Raw genomic sequence first — 25,462 nt, 5'->3', positions numbered from 1 at the left:
CAACCGCCCGCAGGCCGGGCGGTATTGCGAGACGAGTTAAATGGATCATGCGATTTATACCGCGATGGATGCAGCCAGCCAGACGCTGAACCTGCAGGCCGTCGCGGCCAACAATATGGCCAACTCCACCACCCCGGGTTTCCGGGCCCAGCTGGCAGCGATGCGTGCTGTGCCGGTGGACGGTGAATCGTTGGACACCCGGACCCTGGTCACCGCATCGACGCCGATGAATGATCTGAGCATGGGGCGTTTTGACTATACCGGCCGTCCGCTGGATGTGGCCCTGCAGCAGGATGGCTGGCTGGAACTGCAGATGTCCAATGGCACCGAGGCCTACACCCGGGACGGTAACCTGCAGATCAGTCCGGATGGGATGCTGACCGTTGAAGGTCACCCGGTGATGGGGGACAACGGGCCAATCTCCGTACCGGATCGGGCCCAGCTGACCATTGCCGCCGACGGGACCATCACGGCTCTGGGGGCCGGGGATAACCCCAATGCCACCACCCAGATAGGGCGCCTGAAGCTGGTGAAGGCCACGGCGAGCGAGGTGGTACACGGTGATGACGGACTGTTTCACCTGAGTGCGGAGGCCGAGCAGAAGCGGGGTGCCAGCCTGCCGCTGGACCCGACGGTGAAGGTGATGCCGGGGGTGTTGGAGGGCAGTAACGTACAGCCGGTTGAGGCGATGATCAGCATGATCAGCAACGCCCGCCGCTTTGAAATGCAGATGAAGGTCATCCGCAGTGTGGATGACAACGAACAGAAAGCCAATCAGCTGTTATCACTGAGCTAACAGTGCAGGAGTAATCATGATCCGATCACTATACATCGCCAAGACCGGGCTGGAAGCCCAGCAGACCAACATGGATGTGATCGCCAACAACCTGGCCAACGTCAGTACCAATGGCTTTAAGCGTCAGCGGGCGGTGTTTGAGGACCTGCTGTATCAGACCCTGCGTCAGCCGGGAGCCCAGTCATCCGAGCAGACTAATCTGCCGTCCGGTCTGCAGCTGGGGACCGGTGTCCGCCCGGTGGCCACCGAGCGTCTGCACAGTCAGGGTAATCTGTCCCAGACCAACAACAGCAAGGACGTGGCCATCAAGGGTCAGGGGTTCTTTCAGGTCACCCTGCCGGATGGCAGCCAGGCCTACACCCGTGACGGCTCATTTCAGGTGGATCAGAACGGCCAGCTGGTAACCGCCAGCGGTTTTCAGATTACGCCGGCTATTACCATCCCGGCCAACGCCACCAGCATGACCATCGGCCGTGACGGTATTGTCAGTGTTACCCTGCAGGGACAGGCGGCACCGCAGCAGGTCGGTCAGCTGACCCTGAACACCTTTATTAACGATGCCGGTCTGGAGAGCATGGGGGAAAACCTGTATCAGGAAACTGCCAGCTCCGGTTCCCCGACCGAAAGCACTCCGGGACTGAACGGGGCCGGTCTGCTGTATCAGGGGTATGTCGAGACCTCCAACGTAAATGTGGCCGAAGAGCTGGTGAATATGATCCAGACTCAGCGCGCCTATGAAATCAACAGCAAGGCCATCAGCACATCCGATCAGATGTTGCAGCGGCTGACTCAGCTGTAAGCAGGTGACAGACCCGCTGCAGGCATGCACCGGGTCTGTTGCAGGTGTACCTTCGGGTACCGTGACGTGAATTGACGGTAATGGCAGAAAAGGCAGAATAACGATGCAAAAACATTCGGGAATCGCACTGTTGTGTACGCTGGCGCTGTCGGGCTGCGCCTATATTCCCCATGATCAGGTGGTAACCGGGCCGACGACTGCCACGCCGGCCCCGGCCGTTCCCCCGCGTCCCAATGGCTCCATTTTTCAGACGGTTCAGCCGATAAACTACGGCTATCAGCCTTTGTTTGAGGATCGCCGCCCGCGCAATGTCGGCGATATCCTGACCATTGTCCTGCAGGAAAACGTCAGCGCCAGTAAGAACTCGTCGGCCAACGCCAGCCGCGACGGGAGCTCCAAGTTCGATTTCTCAACCGTTCCCCGCTATCTGGAAGGGCTGTTCGGTAACGCGCGCGCCAATATGGAAGTGGATGGTGATAACAAGTTCAGCGGTAAGGGGGGCGCCAAGGCCAACAACACCTTTACCGGGACCATTACGGTCACCGTGGATCAGGTGCAGGCCAACGGTAACCTGAAGGTGGTCGGGGAGAAACAGATCGCCATCAATCAGGGGACCGAATACATTCGTTTCTCCGGCGTCGTCAACCCACGCACCATCAGCGGTAATAACTCCGTATCCTCCACCCAGGTGGCGGATGCACGCATTGAATATGTGGGCAGCGGCTATATCAATGAAGCGCAGAATATGGGCTGGCTGCAGCGCTTCTTCCTTAATCTCTCCCCTTATTGATAGGTATTTGGTTATGGGTAATTGTGGACTATACACCCGCTGGCGACATGCCGGTTTCTGGCTGACCGGCGTACTGCTGGCGCTGGGGCTACTGAGTCAGGGGGCACAGGCCGAGCGTATCCGCGACCTCACCACCATTCAGGGCGTGCGCAGCAACGCCCTGATTGGCTATGGTCTGGTGGTGGGGCTGGATGGTACCGGCGATCAGACCATGCAGACACCGTTCACCACGCAGAGTCTGACCAACATGCTGTCCCAGCTGGGGATCACCGTACCGGCCGGTACCAACATGCAGCTGAAAAACGTGGCTGCGGTCATGGTAACGGCAAACCTGCCGCCGTTTGCCCGCCCGGGACAGACCATCGATGTGGTGGTGTCCTCCATGGGTAACGCCAAGAGCCTGCGCGGCGGCACATTGCTGATGACCCCACTGAAAGGTGTGGACAATCAGGTCTATGCCCTGGCACAGGGGAATATTCTGGTCGGCGGGGCCGGTGCCTCGGCCGGCGGCAGCAGTGTTCAGGTCAATCAGCTTGCCGGTGGCCGTATCAGCGGTGGTGCCACCATCGAACGCTCCGTACCGACCACCTTCGGTCACGGTAACGTGATTAATCTGGAGCTGAACAACGAAAACTTCACCCTGGCTGAGCGCATCAGTGATGCGATTAACCGTGCCAACGGACTGGGTTCCGCGACGCCACTGGACGCCCGTACCGTGCAGGTACTGGTACCTCAGGGTGGCAGCAATCAGGTACGTGTCCTGGCCAATATTCAGAATATTGAGGTGAATGCCGGAACGTTCGATGCAAAGGTCATCATCAACTCCCGCACCGGATCGGTGGTGATGAACCGGAATGTTGAGCTGGATTCGTGTGCGGTGGCTCAGGGGAACCTGTCGGTGGTGGTGGATCGCCAGCTGAACGTCAGCCAGCCGAATACGCCGTTGGGCGGTGGGCAGACGGTGGTGACGCCAAATACCCAGATTTCGGTCAATCAGAGCGGTGGTGCCCTGCATCAGGTCCGGGCCGGCGCCAATCTGAACAGCGTGGTGCGCGCGCTGAACGCGCTGGGGGCAACGCCGAACGATCTGATGTCAATCCTGCAGGCAATGAAGAGTGCCGGTTGCCTGCGGGCCAAGCTGGAGATTATCTGATGGCTGACGATAGTCTGGCGTTTTCCGGCGCCGCGTATGATGCGCGGTCGCTGAATACGCTGAAATACAGCGCTGCCGGAGGGTCCGATAAGGCGCTGCGGGAAACCGCACGCCAGATGGAGGGCATGTTTATCCAGATGATGCTGAAAAGCATGCGTCAGGCGATGCCCCAGGAGGGGATCTTCGACAATGAGCAGAGCCGCCTGTATACCTCGCTCTATGATCAGCAGGTGGCTCAGGATATGGCTGCCGGTAAAGGTATGGGGATTGCCGATATGCTGTATAAGCAGATGCGCGGTGCCCATCATGCGGCGGCGGCGATTCCGGACAGCGTCGGGGTGACGCCGATGGCGCTGGATGGTGAAACCATTAACAGTATGCCGGTTCACGCGCTGGAGCAGGTGATCCGTCGCGCCATGCCTCATCTCCCCCGGGCCGGTTCGGCATTACCTTTGCCCAACAGCAACGGTGAGTTTGTCTCTCAGCTGAGCCTGCCGGCCCAGCTGGCCAGCCGCCAGAGCGGGATCCCGCATCAGCTGATTATGGCGCAGGCCGCCCTGGAGTCGGGGTGGGGGCAACGGGAAATTCCGGGCACCAACGGCGTGCGCAGTTATAACCTGTTTGGCATCAAGGCAGGGAAAAACTGGAATGGCCCGACCACGGAGGTGGCCACCACCGAATATGAAAATGGCGTGGCGGTGAAAACCCGGGCCCGTTTCCGGGTATATGCGTCCTATTTTGAGGCGATCAGCGACTATGTCCGTATGCTGACCCATAATCCGCGCTACGCGGCGGTGGTTAGCGCTGACACCCCGGAGCAGGCCGCCCATGCCCTGCAGCGGGCCGGATATGCCACCGATCCGAATTATGCCAGCAAGCTGGTGCACCTGATAGGGCAGATAAAACAGACAGGACACCGGATGGTACAGGCCTATACCCACGATCTGGCGAATCTGTTCTAGTCCCCGCAGCGCGGTGACGGGCGGCGAAAAAGATTTAAGTTTTGAGCCGCCCGGCCGATAAACAGAGTCACAGTGAGAGCCCGTAGATCTCCCGGCAGCGGGCTTTTTTAGTACAAAGGAAAAACCGCATGGCCAACTTAATCAATAACGCAATGAGCGGTCTGAGCGCTGCGCAGACGGCGCTTGGTGTCACCAGCAATAACATCAATAACGTGTATACCGCCGGTTATAACCGTCAGACGGTTACGCTGGCTGAGAGTAACGGTACCAGTACTCCTGCAGGATTTATCGGTAATGGCGTCACAGTCAGCGGAATTGACCGTGATTATAACCAGTTTATAGTGAATCAGCTGCGTCAGGGGCAGACTCAGGAAGCGGCGCTGTCAACCTATCATCAGCAGATTTCACAGATCGATGACTTGATGGCGGACAGTACCAACAGCCTGTCTGCCAATATGCAGAAGTTTTTTAAAAATCTGCAGAATCTGGTCAGCTATCCGGCAGACTCTGCCGCCCGTCAGACCGTGATTTCCAACGCCAATGGGCTGACGGCACAGTTTAAAAGTACCGATGACTATTTGCGTAATCTGGAAAACGGCGCAAATCTGACGGTACGCAACGATGCCGAGCAGATTAATGACTATGCCAAACAGATAGCCAATCTGAACAACCGCATCACCGAGATGACCGGTGCCAGCGGGGGCACGGCTCCCAATGATCTGCTGGACCAGCGTGATCTCATGGCCAGTAATCTGAACAAGATTGTTAACGTCGACATCAGCATGCAGGATGGGGCGATGAGCGTCTCCTTTGCCGGGGGGCTCTCTCTGGTTCAGGGCGGTGATGCTTACAGTGTGAAAGCCATTCCATCCAGCAATGATCCCTCGCATGCGACTCTGGCATATGATCGCGGCAATGGCCTGAGTGAGGTGCCGGAGGCCCGTATCAGTGGCGGTACGCTGGCCGGGGTGTTCCGTTTTCGCAGTGAGGCGCTGGAAAATACCCGTAATCAGCTGGGACGCATTGCCCTGAGTATGGCCAATGCCTTCAATCATGTGCAGTCGGAAGGGGTGGATCTGAATGGCGAGAAGGGTAAGCCGCTATTCAGTATCGGTAAGCCGGAGGCGCTGGCCAATACCAATAATCTCTCCCAGGCACACCTGAGTGCGACCTACGATAAGGTGGGGGCCGACAATATTACCCATGCGCAGGCGACGGATTATCAGCTGAAGTACACCGGGGGCGATAAGTGGCAGATTATCCATCTGGCGGACGGTACCCAGCAGACCCTTGCTGCCAAGGGGGATGTGCTGGCGTTCAATGGTCTGCAGGTTAAGGTGGACGGTAAACCGGAAGTCAACGACAGCTTTAAGCTGTGCACCACCTCGACGGTGGTCAGTGGGTTTGGGGTTGAAATCAGTGATCCGGCCCTGCTTGCTGCCGGTTCCGCCAAAGGTAAAGATGATGTTGGCGATAATACCAATGCGCAGAAGATGCTGGATCTGCAGAACCAGAAAATTGTCGGTGGTAATGCGACCCTGAGTGGGGCCTATGGCGGTCTGGTCAGTACCATCGGTAACCAGACCAACAGTGCCAAGGTGGACAGTAAGGCCGAGGGCAACGTGGTTAAGCAGCTGACCATACAGCAGCAGTCTGTATCAGGGGTGAATCTGGACGAAGAGTACGGCGATTTGGTCCGTTTTCAACAGTACTATATGGCGAATGCTCAGGTCATCCAGAGTGCCCAGTCGCTGTTCAATGCATTGCTTAATATCCGATAAGGGGGCACATCCATGCGTTTAAGCAGCAGTATGATTTATCAGCAGAATATGAATGGTGTCCTCGATGCCCAGTCTGAGTGGCAGCGCGTCGGGGCCCAGCTGGACAGCGGGAAGAAAGTGATCAACCCGTCGGATGATCCGCTGGCTGCTTCCCAGCTGGTGGGACTGAATCAGTCCAAGTCAATGAATGAGCAGTACGGTATGGCCCGGGGCTATGCCCGTGAGAGCACCTCCATGGAAGAGAGCGTGCTGCAGCAGGTGACTAATGTGCTGCAGAATGCGACCCCGGTGCTGGTTGACGGGATGTCCTCCGGGACCAAGAGTGATGAGGATCGTGCCGCGATTGCCACCCAGCTCTCCAGCATGCGTAATCAGCTGCTCAATCTGGCCAACAGCACCGACGGTAACGGCCGTTATATTTTTGCCGGTTACAAAAGTAATGCGGAACCCTTTGTCAAGGAAGCCAGCGGCGAAATTAAGTATGTTGGTGGCAAGAAAGCACTGACCCAGCAGGTTGATGCAGCGCGGACCATGATCGTCAGCCATACCGGTGATCATGTGTTTAAGTCCGATAACGGTAAGAAGGATATTTTTGCCGCGTTACAAAAAGCGATCACGGCTCTGAATCAGCCACTGGATAAGGCGACGGATGCGGATAAGGCCAAGGTCGCCCAAGCGTTGAATGAGGCCAATACCGGATTGCGGGCCAGTCTGGATAATGTTTCAAAGGTTCGTGCCGAACTGGGTACCCAGTTAAATGAGCTGGACTCACTGGATGCCATCGGTGAGGAGAATGCGATCACCTTTAAAACCCGTATCAGCGGTCTGCAGGATGTGAACTGGACTCAGGCCATCTCTGATTATACGTTCCGCCAGGTCTCGTTGCAGGCATCCTATAAGGTATTTACCGATATGCAGGGAATGTCCCTGTTTAAGATGATGCGCTGAGTTTTTGTGCTGAGAAATAAAGGCGTGGCCCATGGGCCGCGCCTTTTGTGTATCTAACAGATGGGCTCTCCGGTGAGCGTCTGCGCGCGATGATCAACAATGCGTTATTTCAGTACGGCAACGATGGCTTCACACAGCGGCGCCATATTGTCCGGCGTCATCCCCGCCACGTTGATGCGCCCGGAACTGACGGCGTAGACGCCGAACTCGTCGCGCAGACGGCCTACCTGCTCTTTGGTCAGCCCGCTGAAGGAGAACATGCCGTTTTGGTGGATGATAAAGCTGAAGTCCCGCTCGGCGCCTTTCTCCTGCAGGGTATTCACGAACAGCTGGCGCATCCGCTGGATACGCTGGCGCATATCGGTCAGCTCCTGCTCCCAGATGGCGCGCAGCGTATCGTTGCCCAGGATGGTGGCGACGACAGCGCCGCCGTGGGCCGGCGGGTTGGAGTAGTTGGCGCGGATCACCGCCTTGATCTGGCTGAAGGCATTGGTGGCGTTGTCGCGGTCGGCGGCAATCAGGGTACAGGCCCCGACGCGTTCGTTGTACAGACCAAAGTTTTTGGAATAGGAACTGCAGACGATCAGCTCAGCGTGGCGTGCAGCAAAAATACGCAACCCCTGGGCATCCTCCTCCAGACCATTGGCAAACCCCTGATAGGCAAAGTCAAACAGCGGTAGCCAGCCACTGTTACGGGACATCTCTGCCAGAGCCTCCCACTGCGCAGTGGTCGGGTCAATTCCGGTCGGGTTATGGCAACAGCCGTGGAACAGCACCACGTCGCCAGGCTGTGCCTGAGACAGGCTATCCTGCAGCGCGGCAAAGTCCAGACAGTGATTTTCGGCATCATAATAGGCATATTCACACACCTCCAGACCGGCGGCGCTGAAAACGCTTTTGTGGTTCGGCCAGCTGGGGTTGCTGACCCAGATACGCTTGGCGCTGGTTTTACTGGCCAGAAAGTCGGCGGCGACGCGCAGCGCCCCGGTGCCACCGGGCGTCTGCGCCGCATGGGCCCGCCCGGCGCTGATAATCGGATTATCACCGCCCAGCAGCAGCTCCAGGGTCCGCTGGCCGAAGGCCGCGATCCCTTCGATGCTCAGGTAGTTCTTGCTGGTCTCATGCTCCAGCAGGTACCGCTCGGCCTTTTTAACGCTGGTCAGCACCGGCGTATTACCGTTTTCGTCTTTATAGACGCCGATGCCCAGGTTGATTTTATGCGGGCGCGCATCGGCGCGAAACAGATCGGCCAGCCCAAGGATTGGATCGGCGGGTGCAGCAGGGATGTTTTCAAACATGCGAGAGCTTCCATGTGTCCAGTTAAGCCAGTGAAGGGACAGATTACCGCTATGGAAAACCCTTGCCAACCGTTTGGCTGAAAAAGAAGATAAAGTGGCGTGTAGGGCAGAAAATACGGAATAAATACTGTAAAAACAACAGTAAACAGCCTGGCATTGAGCGCCGGTGTCACTTAAAAAACCATAAAAAGGCAGGGCCGAAGCCCTGCCTGATCGGATATCCATGACGGCCGGCGGCCGCGCAGGATTAGAACTGGTAGATCATACCAACGCCAACGATGTTGTCGGTGCTGATACCGGCTGCATTGGTGAAGTCGTTGTTATCCAGCAGGTTGATTTTGTAATCAACGTAGGTGGACATATTCTTGTTGAAGTAGTAGGTCGCGCCCAAGTCAACATATTTAACAACGTCTACTTTATCACCGTAACCTTCTGCACGAGACTGCAGGTAGGCGATGGACGGACGCAGACCGAAGTCGAACTGGTACTGAGCTACCGCTTCAAAGTTTTTGGTTTTCGGTGCGATGCCACCCTGGTCGCCGCCGACCCAGGTCATGTTGCGGGTTTCGGCGTACATAGTAGCGATGTAGACGTTGTTGGCGTCATACTTCAGACCGGCGGTCCAGACTTCGGCCTTGTTGGCGCCATCAAGTTCTTTCTGGGCTACAGTACGGTTAGAGTTGGAGTAAGCCGCCGCAGCGCTGACGCCCCAGCCCAGATCGTAGGAGGCAGACATACCGAAGCCGTCACCATTCTGCTCGGCCAGGCCACGACCGTTGTTGCTTTCGCCTACGGCACCGTTTTTACCCTGGTACTGCAGGGCAACGTTCAGGCCGTCAACCAGGCCGAAGAAGCCGTTGTTACGGTAGGTGAGCACGTTGTTGGTGCGGTAGGTCATGTAGTTATCGGGAGAGGCATAGGTATCGCCACCAAAGACCGGCAGCACGTCGGTCCAGGCTTCCACATCGTAGACCACACCGTAGTTACGGCCGTAATCCAGGGAGCCGTAGTCGGCGAATTTCAGACCGGCAAAGCCCAGACGGGTTTTAAAGTTACCGGAATCGCTTTCTGGTTTTTTGGCTTTCGCCTCAGCTTCCCACTGACCGTAACCGGTCAGTTCGCTGTTGATCTGGGTTTCGCCTTTGAAGCCAAAGCGGGCATAGGTGTGATCGCCGTCGTCAGATTTATCGTTGGTGAACTTATAACGGGCGTCCACTTTACCATACAGGCTGAGCTTGTTGCCGTCTTTGTTGTACAGCTCGGCCGCGTTGGCCGCGCCAGCAACCAGCAGAGCCGGGATTACCACTGCAAGAATATTGCGTTTCATCATTGTTACCCTCATTGGTTTTATTTTTTTGACACCTGCCACTGCCTAATTTGATTCCATCGGGAATTTTTTGAACTCCCTACGGAACTAAGCTAGAGAATATGGTGTCCTCCTATGTCTGGTTGGCAGTGTTCCATTCACATCATGGATAATCCACAGGCAAAATGATACAAATATCTTATAGAAGTAACAAGATGAAATAGTGTGTTTCAAGATGTAAAAATATAAGGACTTTGTGACACAGATCTAAGTTTAAAAGGAAGAGGATCAGCATTGCTGATCCTCTGTTTTGTTGCTAATTTGTATTTTTTATGATAGCGATTTGGTTAGAATGTTGCGTTACGTGGCGTGCGTGGGAAGGGGATGACATCACGTACGTTCTGAACCCCGGTAACGTAGGCGACCAGACGCTCGAAGCCGAGGCCGAAGCCGGCGTGCGGCACGGTACCGTAGCGGCGCAGATCGCGATACCACCAGTAGTCCTCTTTCTTCAGCCCCATCTCATCCAGACGTTTGTCCAGCATATCGAGACGTTCCTCACGCTGCGAACCGCCGATGATTTCACCGATCCCCGGCGCCAGCACGTCCATGGCAGCGACGGTCTTACCGTCTTCGTTAAGGCGCATATAGAACGCCTTGATATCTTTCGGGTAGTTTTTCACCACCACCGGTGCCTTAAAATGCTGTTCGGCCAGATAGCGTTCGTGCTCAGAAGAGAGATCGACGCCCCAGAATACCGGGTTCTCAAACTGCTTGCCGCAGCTCTCCAGAATGGTGATGGCATCGGTGTAGTCCACCTGGGCGAAATCGGAGGAGACGAAGCGCTGCAGGCGATCAATGGCGTCTTTATCCACGCGCTGGGCGAAGAAGGCCATATCGTCGGCGCGCTCCTCCAGCACCGCGTTAAAGACATACTTCAGCATGCCCTCTGCGACACCGGCGATATCGTTCAGATCGGCAAAGGCGACCTCCGGCTCGACCATCCAGAATTCAGCCAGATGGCGGCTGGTGTTGGAGTTTTCGGCACGGAAGGTCGGGCCAAAGGTGTACACCTTGGACAGCGCGCAGGCATAGGTTTCCCCGTTCAGCTGACCGGACACCGTCAGGAACGCTTCGCGGCCGAAGAAGTCCTCGCTGTAGTCCACCTTGCCCGCGTCGTTGCGCGGCAGGTTTTCCATATCCAGGGTGGAGACGCGGAACATTTCACCGGCGCCTTCGGTATCCGACGCGGTGATCAGCGGCGTAGAGACCCAGAAGTAGCCGTTTTCGTTGAAATAGCGATGAATGGCCTGTGCCAAGGTGTGACGCACGCGGGCGACGGCACCGATCAGGTTGGTGCGCGGACGCAGGTGGGCGACCTCGCGCAGGTATTCGATGCTGTGGCGCTTGGCGGCCATCGGATAGGTGTCCGGATCATCGACCCAGCCAACCACCTTAATGGCGGTGGCCTGCAGCTCGAAGCTCTGGCCCTCGCCCGGTGACGCGACGACCCGGCCGCTGACCTCAAGGGAGCAACCGGTGGTCAGGCGCAGCACCTCGCTTTCATAATTCGGCAGAGAATTATTTACGACGGCCTGTAACGGATTAAAGCAGGAGCCGTCATAAACGGCGAGGAAGGAGATACCGGCTTTAGAATCTCTCCGGGTACGTACCCAGCCACGAACGGTGACCTCAGTGTCCACCGCCACGCGGCCTTGCAGTACGTCGACTACAGGCACTACGCTCATAGATTTCTCTCTTTTACATTAATCTTGATTGACAAATAACCTTACCCCCTCACGGGTGGAGGGCATGATGCTATGTTACTTGTCATGCAAACAGACACAAGCGGAATTAAGCGCCCGCGGGGCAACTTTTTGTGGATTTAGCGCTCTTTCGCCGGGAGAGGCGTTGTGGCAGGGGGCGTGCAGCGCCAGCGGCGCTGCACGCCGGGGGGACTCAGCTGGCGCGCTTGACCAGCGGCAGATCGAACGCCTTACGCAGCGCCTTGACGAAGGCGGCATCCTGACAGATGGTTTTTCCCGGGCTGTCGGAGAGTTTGGCCACCGGCTTCCCGTTACACTCCACCAGTTTGATGACGATGTTCAGCGGACGTACGCCGGGCAGATCGCAGGTCAGACGGGTACCGATGCCGAAGCTGAGATTGATGCGGTGATGGAAGTGGCGATACAGCGCCAGCGCCTTGGGAAGATCCAGATTATCGGAGAAGACCAGCATCTTATCCTGCGGATCGAGGCCCAGCTGCTCATAGTGGGCGATGGCTTTCTCTCCCCAGGCGATGGGATCGCCGGAGTCGTGGCGCAGCCCCTGATAGTGTCCGGCGAACTGGCTGCCAAAGTCGCGTAAAAACGCATCCATGGTGATACAGTCGGTCAGGGCGATCCCCAGCTGATCGGGGTACTCATCCAGCCAGGATTGCAGCGCCGCCCGCTGGCTGTTAGCCAGCACCGGACAGATCTGCTGGTGGGCCTGGAACCATTCATGGGCTTGGGTACCCAGCGGTGTCAGCGCCATCTGTTTGGCAAACAGGTAGTTACTGGTGCCGCTCAGGTAGGGGAACTCACTCTTCAGGGTGGTCAGGATGGCCTGGTGCACCGCCCGTGAGAAGCGGCGGCGGGTGCCGAAGTCTATCAGGTGGAAACCGCGTAGATCGACGTCCGCGCTCAGATGGCGGAACTCACTCAGACGCCGTTGCAGCTGCGCCGCGGCGACCTCCGGGGTGATATGGGGCGAGCGGTGGCGGTGCACCACCTCGCTGATCACCGCCAGCAGGGGAACCTCCCACAGGATCACCTCACGCCACGGACCGCTGATGCGAATGTTCAGGCGTCCGCGATCGTTGCTGATAGCCACCCGGCGCGGATCGAGGCGCAGGGTACGCAGCCAGTCAAGATAGTCGCGCTGGAAGAAGGGGAGGGCGGCCAGATAGTCATACTCATCCTGCGTCAGGGCCAGTTGCCCCATCAGATTGACCTGGTTGGCTATCTCGCCGGCGTATTCCCCCAGCAGCTCATCGCCACGGCAGCGAAACTCCGCCGCTACGCTGACATTGCGGTAACGATGGTACACCGCCTGTTGCATATGCAGTTTGTAGGCGTCGGTGTCCAGCAGCGAAGTGATAATCGGGGAGACATCTTGAGTCATGGCGCGTTACTGCATCCTCGTCAGGGATTATTGACAAAAGTCGAAGGAGTATACCTAGTTTATACGCAGAATGAACCGATAATCTGCGCAAATGGCGCCTGACAGGTTGCTGATTGGGCGTCCCTGCCAGCGCGGCGCGGCTGGATGGCAGGGTGACCGATCGCACTCTGCGCGGTGTGTTAACGCTGCCGATTGGGTAGTATGGCGCTATCCCATCGTACGCTATATGCTGCGACAATGCGGGGCGTGTGCGGTACCGGACAGATACGATGCCGTACGGATTGCACAGGTAAACCGGCCGACGGGGTCGGGCGCCTGGCGCTCCTCCAAAGACAGCCAATTAAGGGTAGCTATGACTCAGCAACAACCACAGGCGAAATATCGCCGCGACTATAAAACGCCGGATTACACCATTACCGATCTGGAGCTGGATTTTGTACTCGATGCGGACTGCACAACGGTGACGGCCGTCAGTCAGGTGATGCGGTTGGGGAGCCCGGGGGCGGCACTGGTGCTCGACGGCGAGGCGCTGACCCTGCGCAGCCTGTCCGTGGATGGCGTCACCTGGATGGCATACCGGATTGAGGGTAATCAGCTGATCGTCGACGGACTGCCGGCGCAGTTTACCCTGACCATCGTCAACGAGATTCATCCGGCGCAAAACAGCGCCCTTGAGGGGCTATACCAGTCAGGCGAGGCGCTGTGCACCCAGTGCGAGGCCGAGGGCTTCCGCCATATTACCTACTGTCTGGATCGCCCCGACGTGCTGGCCCGGTTCCGTACCCGCATCGTAGCGGACAAAGCGCGCTATCCCTACCTGCTGTCCAACGGCAACCGCGTAGGCCAGGGCGAGCTGGAGGACGGGCGCCACTGGGTGCAGTGGGAGGATCCGTTCCCCAAGCCCTGCTATCTGTTCGCCCTGGTGGCCGGTGACTTCGATCGGCTGAGCGATACCTTTATTACCCGCAGCGGGCGTCGGGTGGCGCTGGAGCTGTACGTCGATCGCGGTAACCTCGATCGCGCCGACTGGGCGATGACCTCGCTGAAAAACGCCATGCGCTGGGACGAGCAGCGCTTCGGTCTGGAGTACGACCTGGATATCTATATGGTCGTGGCGGTGGACTTCTTCAATATGGGGGCGATGGAGAACAAGGGGCTGAATATCTTCAACGCCAAGTTCGTGCTGGCCAAGGCGCAGACGGCCACCGACAAGGATTATCTGAATATCGAGTCAGTGATCGGCCACGAATATTTCCATAATTGGACCGGCAACCGGGTAACCTGTCGCGACTGGTTCCAGCTGAGTCTGAAAGAGGGGCTGACCGTATTCCGCGATCAGGAGTTCAGCTCCGATCTGGGGTCGCGGGCGGTGAACCGCATCGACAACGTGCGGGTGCTGCGCGGCGCCCAGTTCGCTGAGGATGCCGGCCCGATGGCGCACCCGATCCGTCCCGACAAAGTGATCGAGATGAATAACTTCTACACCCTGACGGTGTATGAGAAGGGCGCCGAAGTGATCCGCATGATGCACACCCTGCTGGGAGAGGAGAGGTTCCAGGCGGGGATGCGGCTTTACTTTACGCGTCACGACGGCAGCGCCGCGACCTGCGACGATTTTGTCCAGGCGATGGAGGACGCCTCCGGCATCGATCTGACGCAGTTCCGTCGCTGGTACAGCCAGTCTGGTACCCCGCTGCTGACGGTGCGCGACGAATATGACGCCGAGCGCCGGCAGTACCGGCTGTATGTGACCCAGACGACCCCCGCCACGGCGGATCAGGCGGAGAAGCTGCCGCTGCATATTCCGCTGGATATTGAGCTGTATGACGACCAGGGCGAGGTGATCCCGCTGGTGGTGAACGGCGAGCCGGTCGGTAACGTACTGAGCGTGACCGGGGCGGAGCAGAGCTTCGCCTTTGACAACGTGCCGCAGGCGCCGACACCGTCGCTGCTGCGGGAGTTTTCCGCGCCGGTACGCCTGGAGTATCCCTACAGCGATCGCCAGCTGACCTTCCTGATGCAGTATGCGCGCAACGACTTTGCCCGCTGGGACGCGGCACAGATGCTGCTGGCCAAGTATGTGCGTCTGAACGTTTCGCGCAGCCAGCAGGGGCAGCCTCTGTCGCTGCCGGAGCATGTGGTGGCGGCGTTTGGCAGCGTGCTGGCGGATGAGCGCCAGGATCCGGCGCTGCGGGCGCAGATCCTGACCCTGCCGTCAGAGGTGGAGATGGCCGAGCTGTTCAGCCAGATCGACCCCGGGGCCATCGCCCAGGTACACCAGGCGTTGACCCGTCTGTTGGCCCGGCAGCTGGCGGCGGAGTGGCTGCAGGCGTATCAGCGCAACACCACGCCGCAGTACCGCATCGAGCATGGCGATATCGCCAGGCGGGCGCTGCGTAACGTCTGCCTGCGCTACCTGGCGTTTGGTGATGATGTGGCTCAGGCGGATGCCCTGGTCAGCACCCAGTATCGCGATGCAGATAATATGACCGATGCGCTCGGCGCCCTGTCGGCGGCGGTGGCCGCACAGCTGCCCTGTCGCGAGACGCTGATGGCGCAGTTCGATCAACGCTGGCATCAGGATGGGCTGGTAATGGATAAGTGGTTTACCCTGCAGGCGACCGCACCGGATGATGGGGTGCTGGCCCAGGTGCGCGCGCTGCTGCAACACCGCGCATTTACCCTGAGCAATCCGAACCGCACCCGGGCGCTGGTAGGGGCCTTTGCCCAGCTGAACCCGCGCGCGTTCCATGCGGCCGACGGCTCTGGCTATGCTTTCCTGACGGAGATCCTGATGGATCTGAACACCCGCAATCCGCAGGTCGCCGCCCGCATGGTGGATCCGCTGATCCGGCTGAAGCGCTATGACGCCGGGCGTCAGGCTCTGATGCGTCAGCAGCTGGAGTCCCTGCTGGCGCTGGAAAATCTCTCCGGTGATCTGTATGAGAAGATCACCCGGGCACTGGAGGCCTGATCCCTCGCCGCCGCGCATCCTTCGGCTCGCGGTGCCACGCCATGACGATACCGGCCTGCGGGCCGGTATTTTTGTCGCTGCCGTGCGGTGTGGGAAGGCGACGGGCCGTGCTCTGGCGCAGAGTTCCGGGAAATAGTGCTGGGCGCACGGCGGCGATGGGGCTTATATAGCGGAGATGATGCCGGGGATTCTCCCCGGTACGGATATATACCGATGCGAGGTGACGATGAGTAATCCTTTGCAACGTATCGATGTGAAAACCATCGCCCTGTTTTGCCTGATTGCAGATAACCACTCCATGTCAAAGACCGCCGAGCTGATGCATATGACGCCGTCGGCCGTCAGCAAACGGATCCATGAGCTGGAGAGCATTACGCAGCTGACGCTGTTCCAGCGCCTGCCCGGGAAGATGGCGCTGACCCGCGAGGGAGAGGCCCTGCTGCGCGAGGCGGGGTATCTGGTGGGCAGCCTGGATCGCCTGTGGGGGACGGTACAGCGCCTGCGTCAGCGTCAGCGCCATCAGGTTCGCCTGCTGGCCAATACCTCGTCTATTATTCAGTTTCTGTCGCGCGATATCAGCACCTTTCTCCATCAGCACCCGGACGTCGGCATCATGCTGACAGAAACCGACAGCGACGACGTCAGGCGGGCGCTGGTGGAGAACCGCGCCGATATCGGCATCTATTTTGCCGCCGCGGCCGCCGTAGGGCTGGAGGGGGGAGCCTATAACGCCGATCGCCTGGTGCTGCTGGTGGCCGAGACGCATCCCCTGGCCTCGCAGCAGCGGGTGTGGTTTGCCAGCGCGCTGGACTACAGCTTTGTGACCTTCAACCTCAACAGCGCCATCTATAAGTGTATCGCTGCCCAGGCGCAGCTGGCCGGGCGGGATCTGAATGTGACCATGCGCAGCAACGACTTCAGCGCCATCAGTCAGATGGTGAGATCCGGGATCGGCGTCGGCATACTGCCGGCGCAGACGCTGGATCAGGTCGGACTGCGTCAGCAGGGGATCCGCGCCATCGCACTGCGCGATGAGTGGGCGGAAAGGGTGCTGTATGTCTCCATCAGCCAGGAGGCGCAGGCGCTGCCGGCGGCGCGGATGCTGTATAGCTACCTGTTGAAATAGCCGGGAGCTCCCCGGGGAATATCCACGGGCGGCGTGCGCTGGTTTCCATTATGGAATCGATGATGGCGTAAAATTCCTTTGCCTGCGTCTGGCGCGGCGATTAGTGTAAGTTGATTCATCCACTGCTGCTGCCGTGGATGATAAGTCAGGGAAGTTATATTTATTACGCTGATTTATCATGAGGTGTTTTATGTTAATTACAGGCATAGATCATGTAGTGATTACGGTTCAGGATGTGGAGAAAACGCTGGCGTTTTATGTCGCCGGTCTGGGGATGTCGCTGGACAGCCGCAATGGCCGTCTGGCCCTGACGTTTGGTACGCAAAAAATCAATATTCACCGTCAGAAGGCCGAATTTACCCCGGCGGCGCAAAACGTGACCTATGGCAGTGTGGATATATGCTTTGTCGCCGAAGGTGATATCGAACAAATCAAGGCTGAGCTGGAAAACCGGGGGCTGGAGATCGAACTCGGCGTGGTGCCGCGCACCGGTGCCCAGGGGCCGATTGATAGCGTCTACCTGCGCGACCCTGACGGTAATCTGGTCGAGATCAGTGTCTATAAATAATAGATGGGCTTACCGATAGCATAATAATCAAATTCTATTATTACAGCGGTTGACCATGGATGGTATTTGCGGTTTCTTTTCCTCCGGGGCGCGGGGAACATAATAGGTTGGCGTGGTCAGCAGATAATTAACCTCTTCTCTCTGTATTAATCGCTTTTCTGCGGTGTGGCTTTCTGCACGCTGAATTTATGGCGACGCTGCACCATGGCCCGATACGGAGACCGTCGGAGGCAACACCCATGGCTCTACTCTCTCTGTTTTCTCTCTTTACCATTATTGCGCTGGGGTTCTGGCGTAAAGTGAACGTAGGCCTGCTGGCGATCGCCATGGTGGTGATCCTTGGCTATGGCAGCAGTCAGTTCAGCGAGCGCGAGTTAATCAGCGGCTTCAGTACCTCTCTCTTTATTACCCTGTTAGGCGTCACCCTGTTTTTTAGCGTCGTGCAAAACAGCGGTGCGCTGGAAGTGGTGATGAAGAACGTTGTACGGCGCATCGGCGGGCGTATTTATCTGGTGCCGGTGGCGATGTTTGTGATGGGCTATGTGCTGTCGGCCATCGGGCCGGGCTGTGTCCCGGCGCTGGCCTTTGTGGCGGTGATCGCCGTGCCGCTGTCGCACCGTACCGGTTATAACAGCATTATGCTGATGCTGATCGGTGACGTCGCCACCTATAGCGGGCGCTTCTCGATGATCACCCCCGAGGGGGTGCTGGTGACCCAACTGATGTCCCAGTCCGGCATCGAGATCAATCTGGTGCAGATGATGCTGAACACCGGCATCGGCGCCGGGGTGCTGGCGCTGATTTTCTTCTTTGCCTACGGCGGTCACCGGGTGCGCGCCTTTAGCGGAGGGAACGCCGACGGCGGCGCCGGGGTCGACAGCTTTTCCCGGATAAACCCGCTGAGTACCCAGCAGAAAGTGGTGCTGCTCTCGATTGTGCTGATGGTGCTGTGCGTGGTGCTGTTTAACATGAATGTAGGGCTGGCGTCGTTTCTGATGACGGTGCTGCTGCTACTGGCGCGGGTAGAAAACGAAAAATCCGCCATCAGCTGTATTCCCTGGCCGACCCTGATCATGGTCGGCGGCGTCGGTATGCTGATGAATCTGGTCAGTAAGTCCGGCGGCATCGATATTATCATCGGCACCATCAATCAGATCTCTACCCCCGCCACCCTGATCACCGTAACCGGTGCGGTGACCGGTATCATGAGCTGGTTCTCCTCCACCATTGGCGTGGTACTGCCCACCATGCTGCCGACGGTCGCCTCGTTGATCGGCAGCAGCGATGGCGCCATTTCGGCGATCGAGCTGGTCAGCGTGATCGGCATTATCTCCTCTACGGCAGGGTTCAGCCCGGTATCGACCGTCGGCGCCCTGATCATGTCGGCCAATGAGAGCGACTCGGCGCAAAACAAGATCCCGCAGGCGCGGCTGTTTATCACCCTGTTCCTCTGGTCCCTCTTCTGTGTGGTTTTCCTCAGCCTGCTGGCCTGGCTGGGCGTGTTCGGCCTGTTTTAAGTAATTCCAGTAACGGGAGTCAATCGTATGGATATCACCGCAATGCGGCGTATGACCCGGCAGATCCGTGCAGACATTGTGCGGATGATCCACCAGGCCGGCTCCGGCCACCCCGGAGGATCGCTTTCTGCCGTGGAGATCGTCACCGCGCTCTACTTTGGCGGCGTGATGCGCATCGATCCGGCCAGACCGGACGATGTGGATCGAGACCGCTTTATTCTCTCCAAGGGGCACTGTGCCCCGGTGCTGTACAGCGCGCTGTGCCGGCGCGGTTTCTTTGACCCTCACCATCTGGACACGCTGCGCCGTCTGGACAGTATTCTGCAGGGACACCCGCACGCCAGCGTGGTGCCGGGGTTGGACTGCTCCAGCGGCTCGCTGGGGCAGGGACTGTCGATCGCCAACGGCATCGCCATGGGGCTGCGCAGGCAGGGGGTTAAGCGGCGCGTGTACTGCCTGCTGGGCGACGGTGAGCTGCAGGAGGGCCAGGTGTGGGAGGCTGCGCTGACCGCGGCCCACTACGGTCTGGGCAACGTCTGCGCCATCGTGGATAACAACCATGTGCAGCTGGATGGCACCACGGCAGAGGTAAAGGGGGTTGAGCCGGTGGCGGATAAGTGGCGTGCCTTCGGCTGGAACGTCCTGTGCGTTGAGGGACACAGTCTGAGCGCGCTGCTGCAGGCCCTGCGCAGCGTGGTGCTGGAGTCGGTACGCCCCAGCGTCATCATCGCCGATACAATCAAGGGCAAAGGGGTCTCCTTTATGGAGCACCAGGCCAACTGGCACGGTCAGGCGCCGGATGCGGCGCAGCTGGCTCAGGCTCTGGATGAGATCCAGGCATATCAGGAACGGGATCCGGGAGGCCGCGATGAATAAGGTTCCGCCGCGTGACGGCTATGGTAACGCCCTGCTGTATCTGGCAGAGCACGATGACAGGCTGGTGGCGCTGGATGCCGACGTGGCGAAGTCCACGCGCAGCAACTGGCTGGCGGCCCGCTATCCCGAACGCTTTATCAATATGGGGATCTCCGAACAGGACATGGTGGGGACGGCAGCGGGGCTGGCGTTGAGCGGTATGCTGCCCTTTGCCGCCACCTATGCGGTGTTTCTCAGCGGGCGCGCCTTCGATCAGATCCGCACGACGGTGTGCTACGGCGATCTGAACGTCAAGCTGGCCGGTGCCCACGCCGGGATCTCGGTCGGCCCGGACGGTGCGACCCATCAGGCGCTGGAAGATGTGGCGCTGATGCGTACGCTGCCCAATATGACCGTGGTCGTACCCTGCGACGCGCTGGAGACCGAAAAGGCCACGCTGGCGCTGGCAGAGCATCCCGGTCCCGCCTATATCCGCTTTGGCCGCGAGGCGACGCCACTGATAACCGGGCCGGAGACCCCCTTTACACTGGGCAAGGCGCGTCTGGTCAGCGATGGCACGGATTTGGTGATTTTTGCCAACGGGGCGCTGGTGTATCAGGCGATGCTGGCGGCCCAGGTGCTGGCGGACCGGCAGATTTCGGCGATGGTGGTGGATCTGCATACGGTGAAACCGCTGGATGTCGGGTTCATCTGTGCCGCGGCGCAGGCGACGCGGGCGGTGGTCACCGCAGAGGAGCACCAGAGAAACGGCGGCATGGGCAGCGCGGTGTGCGAGGCGCTGGCGCAGCGCTGTCCCTGCCCGGTGATCCGGGTGGGGGTGGACGACAGCTTTGGCGAGAGCGGTGAGCCGGAGGCGCTGATGGCCCGCTATGGGCTGGATGCCGCACATATCGTCGCCGCCGCCCAGCGGGCGCTGGCACTCAAGGGCGGCCAATAAAAGGAGAAGTGGTAATGACAGAGCAGACCCGCGTAAATATTGTGGAGATCGGCCCGCGTGACGGGTTCCAAAACGTGCGCGATTTTATTCCCACTGCGCTGAAAATCGAGATTATTGAGGGGATCATCAGCGCGGGGGTACAGCGTATGCAGCTTACCTCGTTCGTTAGCCCGGCGGCCATCGCCCAGATGCGTGATGCCGAGATCATCAGCCGCCACTGTATTCCACGCTATCCCGATCGCCAGTTCTCCGCGCTGGTGCCCAATTTTCACGGCGCCCGGCTGGCGCAGGCGTGCGGTTATCGCGAGATAACCCCGGTGATCTCGCTCAGCGAGACCCATAACCTGAAAAACGTGAATAAAACGCACCGCCAGTCGCTGGATGAGATCGCCCGCATTCGCCAGAGCTTTCCCGAGGTACACATTGTGCAGGATATCGCGACTGTCTTTGGCTGCCCTTACGAGGGGCGGATGGCCACGCCGCCGCTGCTGGCGCTGATTACGGCCCTGACGGCCGAGGGGATCGATGAGTTTACGCTGTGCGACACCATCGGCGTGGCCTACCCTGAGCAGGTGCTGTCGACCCTGAACGCAGTGCGCTCGGCTTTTCCGGCGGTGAAGCTCAATATCCACATTCATGACACGCGCAACATGGGCATCATCAACAGCTATCTGGCGGCGGCCTGGCCGGTCGATGCCATCCAGACGTCGCTGGGGGGATTGGGCGGCTGCCCCTTTGCGCCGGGCGCCTCCGGCAATACGGCCACGGAGGATCTGGTTTACCTGCTGCATGCGCAGGGGATGGCGACCGGGATCGATTTTTCCCGCCTGCTGGCCACGGCGAAACATCTGCATCAGCATGTCGGGGGCAGCTACAGCGGCCACCATTTACACATCAGCGCCCGCCAGAAAGATTTTAACCCTTAGAGCCAAAGGAGTGACCAGATGGAACAAACGTTAGCGGGCATCGTGGTGCTGGATCTGACCCGCGTACTGGCCGGGCCGTTTTGCAGCATGCTGCTGGCGGATATGGGCGCCGAAGTGATCAAGATAGAACTGCCCGGTAAAGGCGATGACAGCCGTTCGTTTGCCCCCTTTGTCAACGGGGAGAGCGCCTACTACATGAACCTGAATCGTAACAAGCAGGGGATGACCCTCAACCTGAAGAGTGAGCAGGGGAGAGCGCTGTTTTTACGCCTGGTGGCGCGGGCAGATATCGTGCTGGAGAACTTTCGTCCCGGTACCATGGAAAAGCTGGCGCTGGGGTATGAGCAACTGCGCCAGGTCAATCCGCGCCTGGTGTACGGCTGTGTCTCTGGCTTTGGCCACTATGGCCCGTATGCGGCGCGCGCCGGTTACGACATTATCGGCCAGGCGATGGGGGGGATGATGAGCACCACCGGCTGGCCGGATGGGGAGCCGACCCGCTGCGGCACGGCCATTGCAGATGTGCTGGCCGGTCTGTTTATGTCCACCGGCGTGCTGGCGGCCTGCCACAGCGCACAGCGCACCGGTGAGGGGCAAAAGGTGGACGTGGCGCTGGTGGACTCCGTGGTTGCCGGAATGGAGATCATCAATCAGATCTATCTGGTGGATGGCATCGTGCCAGGCCGCAACGGGAACCGCTACGAGTCTATTTACCCCTATGACTCTTTCCGCTGTCTGGACGGTACTCTGGTGATCGGCGCCGGTAACGATAAGCTCTATCATGCGCTGTGTCATCTGATGGCGCAGCCGGAGCTAATTGACGATCCCCGCTTTGTCACCAATCCGCTGCGCATTCGCCACAGCGCTGCGCTGAAGGCGATCGTCGAAAGGTGGCTGGCCGATCAGATGATGGATCGGGCGATTGAACGGCTGCTGGCGGTAGGGATCCCGGCGGGGCCCATCAACACGATCGATCGGGTGGTGCAGGATCCCCACATCGCCGGGGCTCGGCAGATGTTCGTGGATATGCAGCATCCGCGTGCCGGTAAGGTGACCATCACCGGCAACCCGATCAAGCTAAGCGCAGATGAGTACCGCGCGCCGCAGGCGTCACCGGCGCTGGGCGAGCACAGCTTGGCTATCCTGCAGAAACATCTCGGTATTGATGCCGAGATGTTTCAGGCATTACAGCGGGAGGGGGTGCTGTAGCGGGGCGCGCAGGATCCCATGGCCGCGGGCGGTGAATCGCGCCTCGCGCCGTAGCGTGGATCGCCTCCCCGGCATTTCATCACGGCGCATCGTGCCGCAGGGAAAATACCCCTGCGGCTTCCACGATGGAGAAGGTACTTATATCAATACGTCCGCAGCTTAAGAAGGGATTCGGCTATATAGGTTCAAAACAGGATAAACATAGGGCAGCAGCATCAGGCTGGTCAGCCTCCATCGATTAAATAGCACCCGGTATGGCGCGTATTCAGTCGATTATCTGTACGCTGCACGGATAAGGGGCTCTGCATTGAGAGCGCTTTTTCCATTATTAAAACCACTTATTGAAATGGATATTATAAATAATTATTTATTTATGATTACTGACGGCGTGCGGGTGCAGAGTGTGATGGCAGGCGGCCATATGATGGCAGGCATGTACCCATGCTGACGTTTGCCGGGCATGACGGAGCGGTACATCACGGTGAGCATCTTCCGGCGATGACGGTCATAGCGGGTGGGCGATTATTGCCGTCCGCGCCGCGGGGACGTCGCTCAATACCGGTGGGGGACGGGCTGGCTGCAGGCAGTCTCACCGACACCGTTTAGGGGAAGGTGAGGCGGGGAAACACGCGGGAGAGCGCGATAGAGGGACTTACCCGCGCGCGGAAGGGTGTCGCGGGGTACCGGCAGCGTTGTCATATCGAGCCACTCTCTCCGTGCGGCCTGCGTCCGCCGCTGGCATAGGCTCTTTCCCTGCATTGATTAATAACGTTTTAGCATTGATTAATACTATTAACGTGATTTGCATTGACGCCGCGGGACACTGCCGGGATAGTCTGTTTATCCTTTCCCCTTATCCCCCTTTCTTGCTACGACGCCTGTTTTTTCCACCTCTATCGGTCATTAAGGAGAAACGCGTCATGCTGACCCTGTTTATTGCCGTCCTCGTCGTCATTCTCGTGATATACGGCCTGTTGAAAGGGGCTGCGCCCCAGGCTGTTTTGCTGTTGGGGGGCGTAGCCCTGCTGTTTTTCACCGCGTGGCTACGGGATACGCCGCTGATGGTGGCCGAACACAGCGCTAACTGGCGCTATTTTGATATCTTTTACCTGATTGGCAGCGTAATGAGTAACCGGTTGGCCGGGATTGGGCTGACCATCATGACGATTTCGGGCTTTGCCCGCTATATGGAGCACGTAGGGGCCAGCCATGCGCTGTTCGCCATTTTTGAGCGACCGCTTAGGCGCATTCGCTCCCCCTATCTGCTGCTGGTACTGGGCTTCCTTCTCTCACAGGTTTTGGTGCTGTTTATTCCCAGCCACTCCGGTCTGGCGCTGCTGCTGATGGTCACGCTGTACCCTATTTTTATTCGTTGCGGAGTCAGCAAACTGTCGGCGCTGGGGGTGATCGGCTGCGCCCAGTTTATCGATCATGGTCCCAGCGGGCCGGTAATTTTGGCGGCGGAACTGTCGGGGATGGATCCGGTTATCTATTTTGTGCATCATCAGCTGCCCGTTACCCTGCCGATTATTGCCGCCGTGGCCCTGAGCCATTATGTGGTGCAGCGCTGGTGGGATCGGCGCGAAACGGCAGCGCCGCTGACGGAGGAGCGTGCAGCAGAGGCGGCATCGCTGCCGTCGCGGCCACCGCTCTGCTATGCCCTGCTACCGGTATTGCCTCTGGCGTTGATCATGGCCTTTAGCCCGCTGTTTGCTTCGACGGTGCGCATTTCTATCGTGGCGGCGATGCTGATCAGCATTCTGACCGCCATGCTGTTCGAGCTGGTTCGCCTGCGGCAGCCCAAACAGGTGCTGGGCAGTCTGATGATCTTTATTGACGGCATGGGCAAGGCCTTTGTACTGGTCGTCTCGCTGATTATCTGCGGTGAGGTCTTTGCCAATGGGCTGATCAAAATTGGTGCGATCGATGCCCTGACCGACGGTATGCATCATGCGGGCTTTGGCGTGGGTACCATGATGGTGATCATGAGCCTGATGCTGGCGCTGGCAGCGTTTTTGATGGGTTCCGGTAATGCGGCGTTTTTTCCGCTGGCGGGGATTGCGCCGGATATTGCCGGCTCGCTGAATATCGAGGTGATCACCCTGATGCTGCCAATGCAGATCATGACCAGCTTTGGCCGCACCGTATCGCCGATCACCGCCGCTATCGTTGCCATTGCCGCTATCGCGAACGTTTCGCCGCTGCAGGTGGTGAAGCGTACCGCGATCCCCATGGCCGTGGCCGCCGCCGTCAATCTGGCGCTGAATCTGCTGTGGCTGTAGGCGGTGCGGGACAAAACCTGCGCAATAGCCGGACGGAGGCCCGCGCTAC

20 protein-coding genes are annotated in these 25,462 nt (G+C 58.8%); 16 read left to right on the top strand and 4 right to left on the bottom strand.

Going from position 1 to position 25,462, the window contains the following annotated elements; translation table 11 throughout:
• Positions 1 to 40: 40 nt before the first annotated feature.
• From EIEH_RS11570 to flgL, 7 genes are all read left to right on the top strand, one after another.
• Positions 41 to 796 carry a flagellar basal body rod protein FlgF gene (locus EIEH_RS11570; RefSeq protein ID WP_015870705.1) on the top strand — a complete coding sequence of 252 codons (756 nt, stop codon included), beginning with the start codon at positions 41 to 43 and terminating at the stop codon, positions 794 to 796.
• Positions 797 to 812: 16 nt separating this feature from the next.
• Complete coding sequence (gene flgG, locus EIEH_RS11565; RefSeq protein WP_015870706.1) at positions 813 to 1,595, top strand: flagellar basal-body rod protein FlgG; 783 nt, start codon at positions 813 to 815, stop codon at positions 1,593 to 1,595.
• A gap of 103 nt (positions 1,596 to 1,698) precedes the next feature.
• Positions 1,699 to 2,385: a flagellar basal body L-ring protein FlgH gene (gene flgH / locus EIEH_RS11560; RefSeq protein WP_015870707.1), complete on the top strand. Its 687-nt coding sequence runs from the start codon at positions 1,699 to 1,701 to the stop codon at positions 2,383 to 2,385.
• A gap of 13 nt (positions 2,386 to 2,398) precedes the next feature.
• Entirely contained in the window at positions 2,399 to 3,538 is a 1,140-nt protein-coding gene (locus tag EIEH_RS11555) for a flagellar basal body P-ring protein FlgI (protein WP_015870708.1), read from the top strand.
• The gene (flgJ, locus tag EIEH_RS11550) at positions 3,538 to 4,500 is read left to right on the top strand and encodes a flagellar assembly peptidoglycan hydrolase FlgJ (RefSeq protein ID WP_015870709.1); all 963 of its coding nucleotides are present in this window, start codon (positions 3,538 to 3,540) and stop codon (positions 4,498 to 4,500) included. Before EIEH_RS11555 ends, flgJ begins: the two co-directional genes overlap by 1 nt.
• Before the next feature lie 128 nt (positions 4,501 to 4,628).
• Positions 4,629 to 6,281, top strand: a complete 1,653-nt coding sequence (gene flgK, locus EIEH_RS11545) for a flagellar hook-associated protein FlgK (RefSeq protein ID WP_015870710.1) — start codon at positions 4,629 to 4,631, stop codon at positions 6,279 to 6,281.
• 12 nt (positions 6,282 to 6,293) lie between these two features.
• Positions 6,294 to 7,229, top strand: coding sequence for a flagellar hook-associated protein FlgL (flgL, locus tag EIEH_RS11540; RefSeq protein WP_015870711.1), 936 nt, complete (start codon positions 6,294 to 6,296; stop codon positions 7,227 to 7,229).
• A 104-nt stretch (positions 7,230 to 7,333) separates the two neighbouring features.
• Here the strand turns inward: flgL and EIEH_RS11535 are convergent, their stop codons facing one another.
• From EIEH_RS11535 to pncB, 4 genes are all read right to left on the bottom strand, one after another.
• Positions 7,334 to 8,527: an amino acid aminotransferase gene (locus EIEH_RS11535; RefSeq protein ID WP_015870712.1), complete on the bottom strand. Its 1,194-nt coding sequence runs from the start codon at positions 8,525 to 8,527 to the stop codon at positions 7,334 to 7,336.
• A 247-nt stretch (positions 8,528 to 8,774) separates the two neighbouring features.
• The gene (ompC, locus tag EIEH_RS11530; protein WP_015870714.1) at positions 8,775 to 9,857 is read right to left on the bottom strand and encodes a porin OmpC; all 1,083 of its coding nucleotides are present in this window, start codon (positions 9,855 to 9,857) and stop codon (positions 8,775 to 8,777) included.
• A 323-nt stretch (positions 9,858 to 10,180) separates the two neighbouring features.
• Positions 10,181 to 11,581, bottom strand: coding sequence for an asparagine--tRNA ligase (gene asnS, locus EIEH_RS11525; RefSeq protein ID WP_015870715.1), 1,401 nt, complete (start codon positions 11,579 to 11,581; stop codon positions 10,181 to 10,183).
• Positions 11,582 to 11,792: 211 nt separating this feature from the next.
• Entirely contained in the window at positions 11,793 to 12,998 is a 1,206-nt protein-coding gene (pncB, locus tag EIEH_RS11520) for a nicotinate phosphoribosyltransferase (RefSeq protein WP_015870716.1), read from the bottom strand.
• A gap of 352 nt (positions 12,999 to 13,350) precedes the next feature.
• Here pncB and pepN point away from each other — a divergent pair, with 352 nt between their 5' ends.
• The 9 genes from pepN to dcuC all read left to right on the top strand — a co-directional run bounded on the left by pepN (position 13,351) and on the right by dcuC (position 25,413).
• The gene (gene pepN / locus EIEH_RS11515; RefSeq protein ID WP_015870717.1) at positions 13,351 to 15,972 is read left to right on the top strand and encodes an aminopeptidase N; all 2,622 of its coding nucleotides are present in this window, start codon (positions 13,351 to 13,353) and stop codon (positions 15,970 to 15,972) included.
• 226 nt (positions 15,973 to 16,198) lie between these two features.
• On the top strand, positions 16,199 to 17,098 hold the full coding sequence (locus EIEH_RS11510; RefSeq protein WP_015870718.1) for a LysR family transcriptional regulator: 900 nt from the start codon (positions 16,199 to 16,201) through the stop codon (positions 17,096 to 17,098).
• Positions 17,099 to 17,288: 190 nt separating this feature from the next.
• On the top strand, positions 17,289 to 17,666 hold the full coding sequence (locus tag EIEH_RS11505; RefSeq protein WP_015870719.1) for a VOC family protein: 378 nt from the start codon (positions 17,289 to 17,291) through the stop codon (positions 17,664 to 17,666).
• 239 nt (positions 17,667 to 17,905) lie between these two features.
• Positions 17,906 to 19,183 carry an SLC13 family permease gene (locus EIEH_RS11500; RefSeq protein WP_015870720.1) on the top strand — a complete coding sequence of 426 codons (1,278 nt, stop codon included), beginning with the start codon at positions 17,906 to 17,908 and terminating at the stop codon, positions 19,181 to 19,183.
• Between the two features lie 27 nt (positions 19,184 to 19,210).
• Positions 19,211 to 20,059 (top strand): transketolase, encoded by an 849-nt coding sequence (locus EIEH_RS11495; RefSeq protein ID WP_015870721.1) that lies wholly within the window; start codon positions 19,211 to 19,213, stop codon positions 20,057 to 20,059.
• On the top strand, positions 20,052 to 20,996 hold the full coding sequence (locus EIEH_RS11490; protein WP_015870722.1) for a transketolase family protein: 945 nt from the start codon (positions 20,052 to 20,054) through the stop codon (positions 20,994 to 20,996). The genes EIEH_RS11495 and EIEH_RS11490 overlap by 8 nt, the downstream gene beginning before the upstream one ends.
• Positions 20,997 to 21,010: 14 nt before the next feature.
• Positions 21,011 to 21,922: a hydroxymethylglutaryl-CoA lyase gene (locus EIEH_RS11485; RefSeq protein WP_015870723.1), complete on the top strand. Its 912-nt coding sequence runs from the start codon at positions 21,011 to 21,013 to the stop codon at positions 21,920 to 21,922.
• Between the two features lie 18 nt (positions 21,923 to 21,940).
• Positions 21,941 to 23,131, top strand: a complete 1,191-nt coding sequence (locus EIEH_RS11480) for a CaiB/BaiF CoA transferase family protein (protein WP_015870724.1) — start codon at positions 21,941 to 21,943, stop codon at positions 23,129 to 23,131.
• Between the two features lie 920 nt (positions 23,132 to 24,051).
• Complete coding sequence (gene dcuC / locus EIEH_RS11475) at positions 24,052 to 25,413, top strand: C4-dicarboxylate transporter DcuC (protein ID WP_015870727.1); 1,362 nt, start codon at positions 24,052 to 24,054, stop codon at positions 25,411 to 25,413.
• Positions 25,414 to 25,462 lie beyond the last annotated feature (49 nt).

Source organism: Edwardsiella ictaluri ATCC 33202, assembly GCF_000264785.1.
Lineage (GTDB): Bacteria > Pseudomonadota > Gammaproteobacteria > Enterobacterales > Enterobacteriaceae > Edwardsiella > Edwardsiella ictaluri.
Note: the sequence above shows the minus strand (reverse complement) of the source record. Positions and strands in the feature narration are given on the sequence as shown.

Excerpts from the sequence above, each read along its gene's own strand:
- EIEH_RS11500 (WP_015870720.1), top strand. The coding sequence starts at position 17,906 with ATGGCTCTACTCTCTCTGTTTTCTCTCTTTACCATTATTGCGCTGGGG.
- EIEH_RS11485 (WP_015870723.1), top strand. The coding sequence starts at position 21,011 with ATGACAGAGCAGACCCGCGTAAATATTGTGGAGATCGGCCCGCGTGAC.
- flgJ (WP_015870709.1), top strand. The coding sequence starts at position 3,538 with ATGGCTGACGATAGTCTGGCGTTTTCCGGCGCCGCGTATGATGCGCGG.
- ompC (WP_015870714.1), bottom strand. The coding sequence starts at position 9,857 with ATGATGAAACGCAATATTCTTGCAGTGGTAATCCCGGCTCTGCTGGTT.
- pncB (WP_015870716.1), bottom strand. The coding sequence starts at position 12,998 with ATGACTCAAGATGTCTCCCCGATTATCACTTCGCTGCTGGACACCGAC.
- flgK (WP_015870710.1), top strand. The coding sequence starts at position 4,629 with ATGGCCAACTTAATCAATAACGCAATGAGCGGTCTGAGCGCTGCGCAG.
- EIEH_RS11490 (WP_015870722.1), top strand. The coding sequence starts at position 20,052 with ATGAATAAGGTTCCGCCGCGTGACGGCTATGGTAACGCCCTGCTGTAT.
- flgG (WP_015870706.1), top strand. The coding sequence starts at position 813 with ATGATCCGATCACTATACATCGCCAAGACCGGGCTGGAAGCCCAGCAG.
- EIEH_RS11510 (WP_015870718.1), top strand. The coding sequence starts at position 16,199 with ATGAGTAATCCTTTGCAACGTATCGATGTGAAAACCATCGCCCTGTTT.
- EIEH_RS11505 (WP_015870719.1), top strand. The coding sequence starts at position 17,289 with ATGTTAATTACAGGCATAGATCATGTAGTGATTACGGTTCAGGATGTG.
- pepN (WP_015870717.1), top strand. The coding sequence starts at position 13,351 with ATGACTCAGCAACAACCACAGGCGAAATATCGCCGCGACTATAAAACG.
- EIEH_RS11570 (WP_015870705.1), top strand. The coding sequence starts at position 41 with ATGGATCATGCGATTTATACCGCGATGGATGCAGCCAGCCAGACGCTG.
- EIEH_RS11535 (WP_015870712.1), bottom strand. The coding sequence starts at position 8,527 with ATGTTTGAAAACATCCCTGCTGCACCCGCCGATCCAATCCTTGGGCTG.
- flgH (WP_015870707.1), top strand. The coding sequence starts at position 1,699 with ATGCAAAAACATTCGGGAATCGCACTGTTGTGTACGCTGGCGCTGTCG.
- asnS (WP_015870715.1), bottom strand. The coding sequence starts at position 11,581 with ATGAGCGTAGTGCCTGTAGTCGACGTACTGCAAGGCCGCGTGGCGGTG.
- EIEH_RS11555 (WP_015870708.1), top strand. The coding sequence starts at position 2,399 with ATGGGTAATTGTGGACTATACACCCGCTGGCGACATGCCGGTTTCTGG.
- dcuC (WP_015870727.1), top strand. The coding sequence starts at position 24,052 with ATGCTGACCCTGTTTATTGCCGTCCTCGTCGTCATTCTCGTGATATAC.
- flgL (WP_015870711.1), top strand. The coding sequence starts at position 6,294 with ATGCGTTTAAGCAGCAGTATGATTTATCAGCAGAATATGAATGGTGTC.
- EIEH_RS11480 (WP_015870724.1), top strand. The coding sequence starts at position 21,941 with ATGGAACAAACGTTAGCGGGCATCGTGGTGCTGGATCTGACCCGCGTA.
- EIEH_RS11495 (WP_015870721.1), top strand. The coding sequence starts at position 19,211 with ATGGATATCACCGCAATGCGGCGTATGACCCGGCAGATCCGTGCAGAC.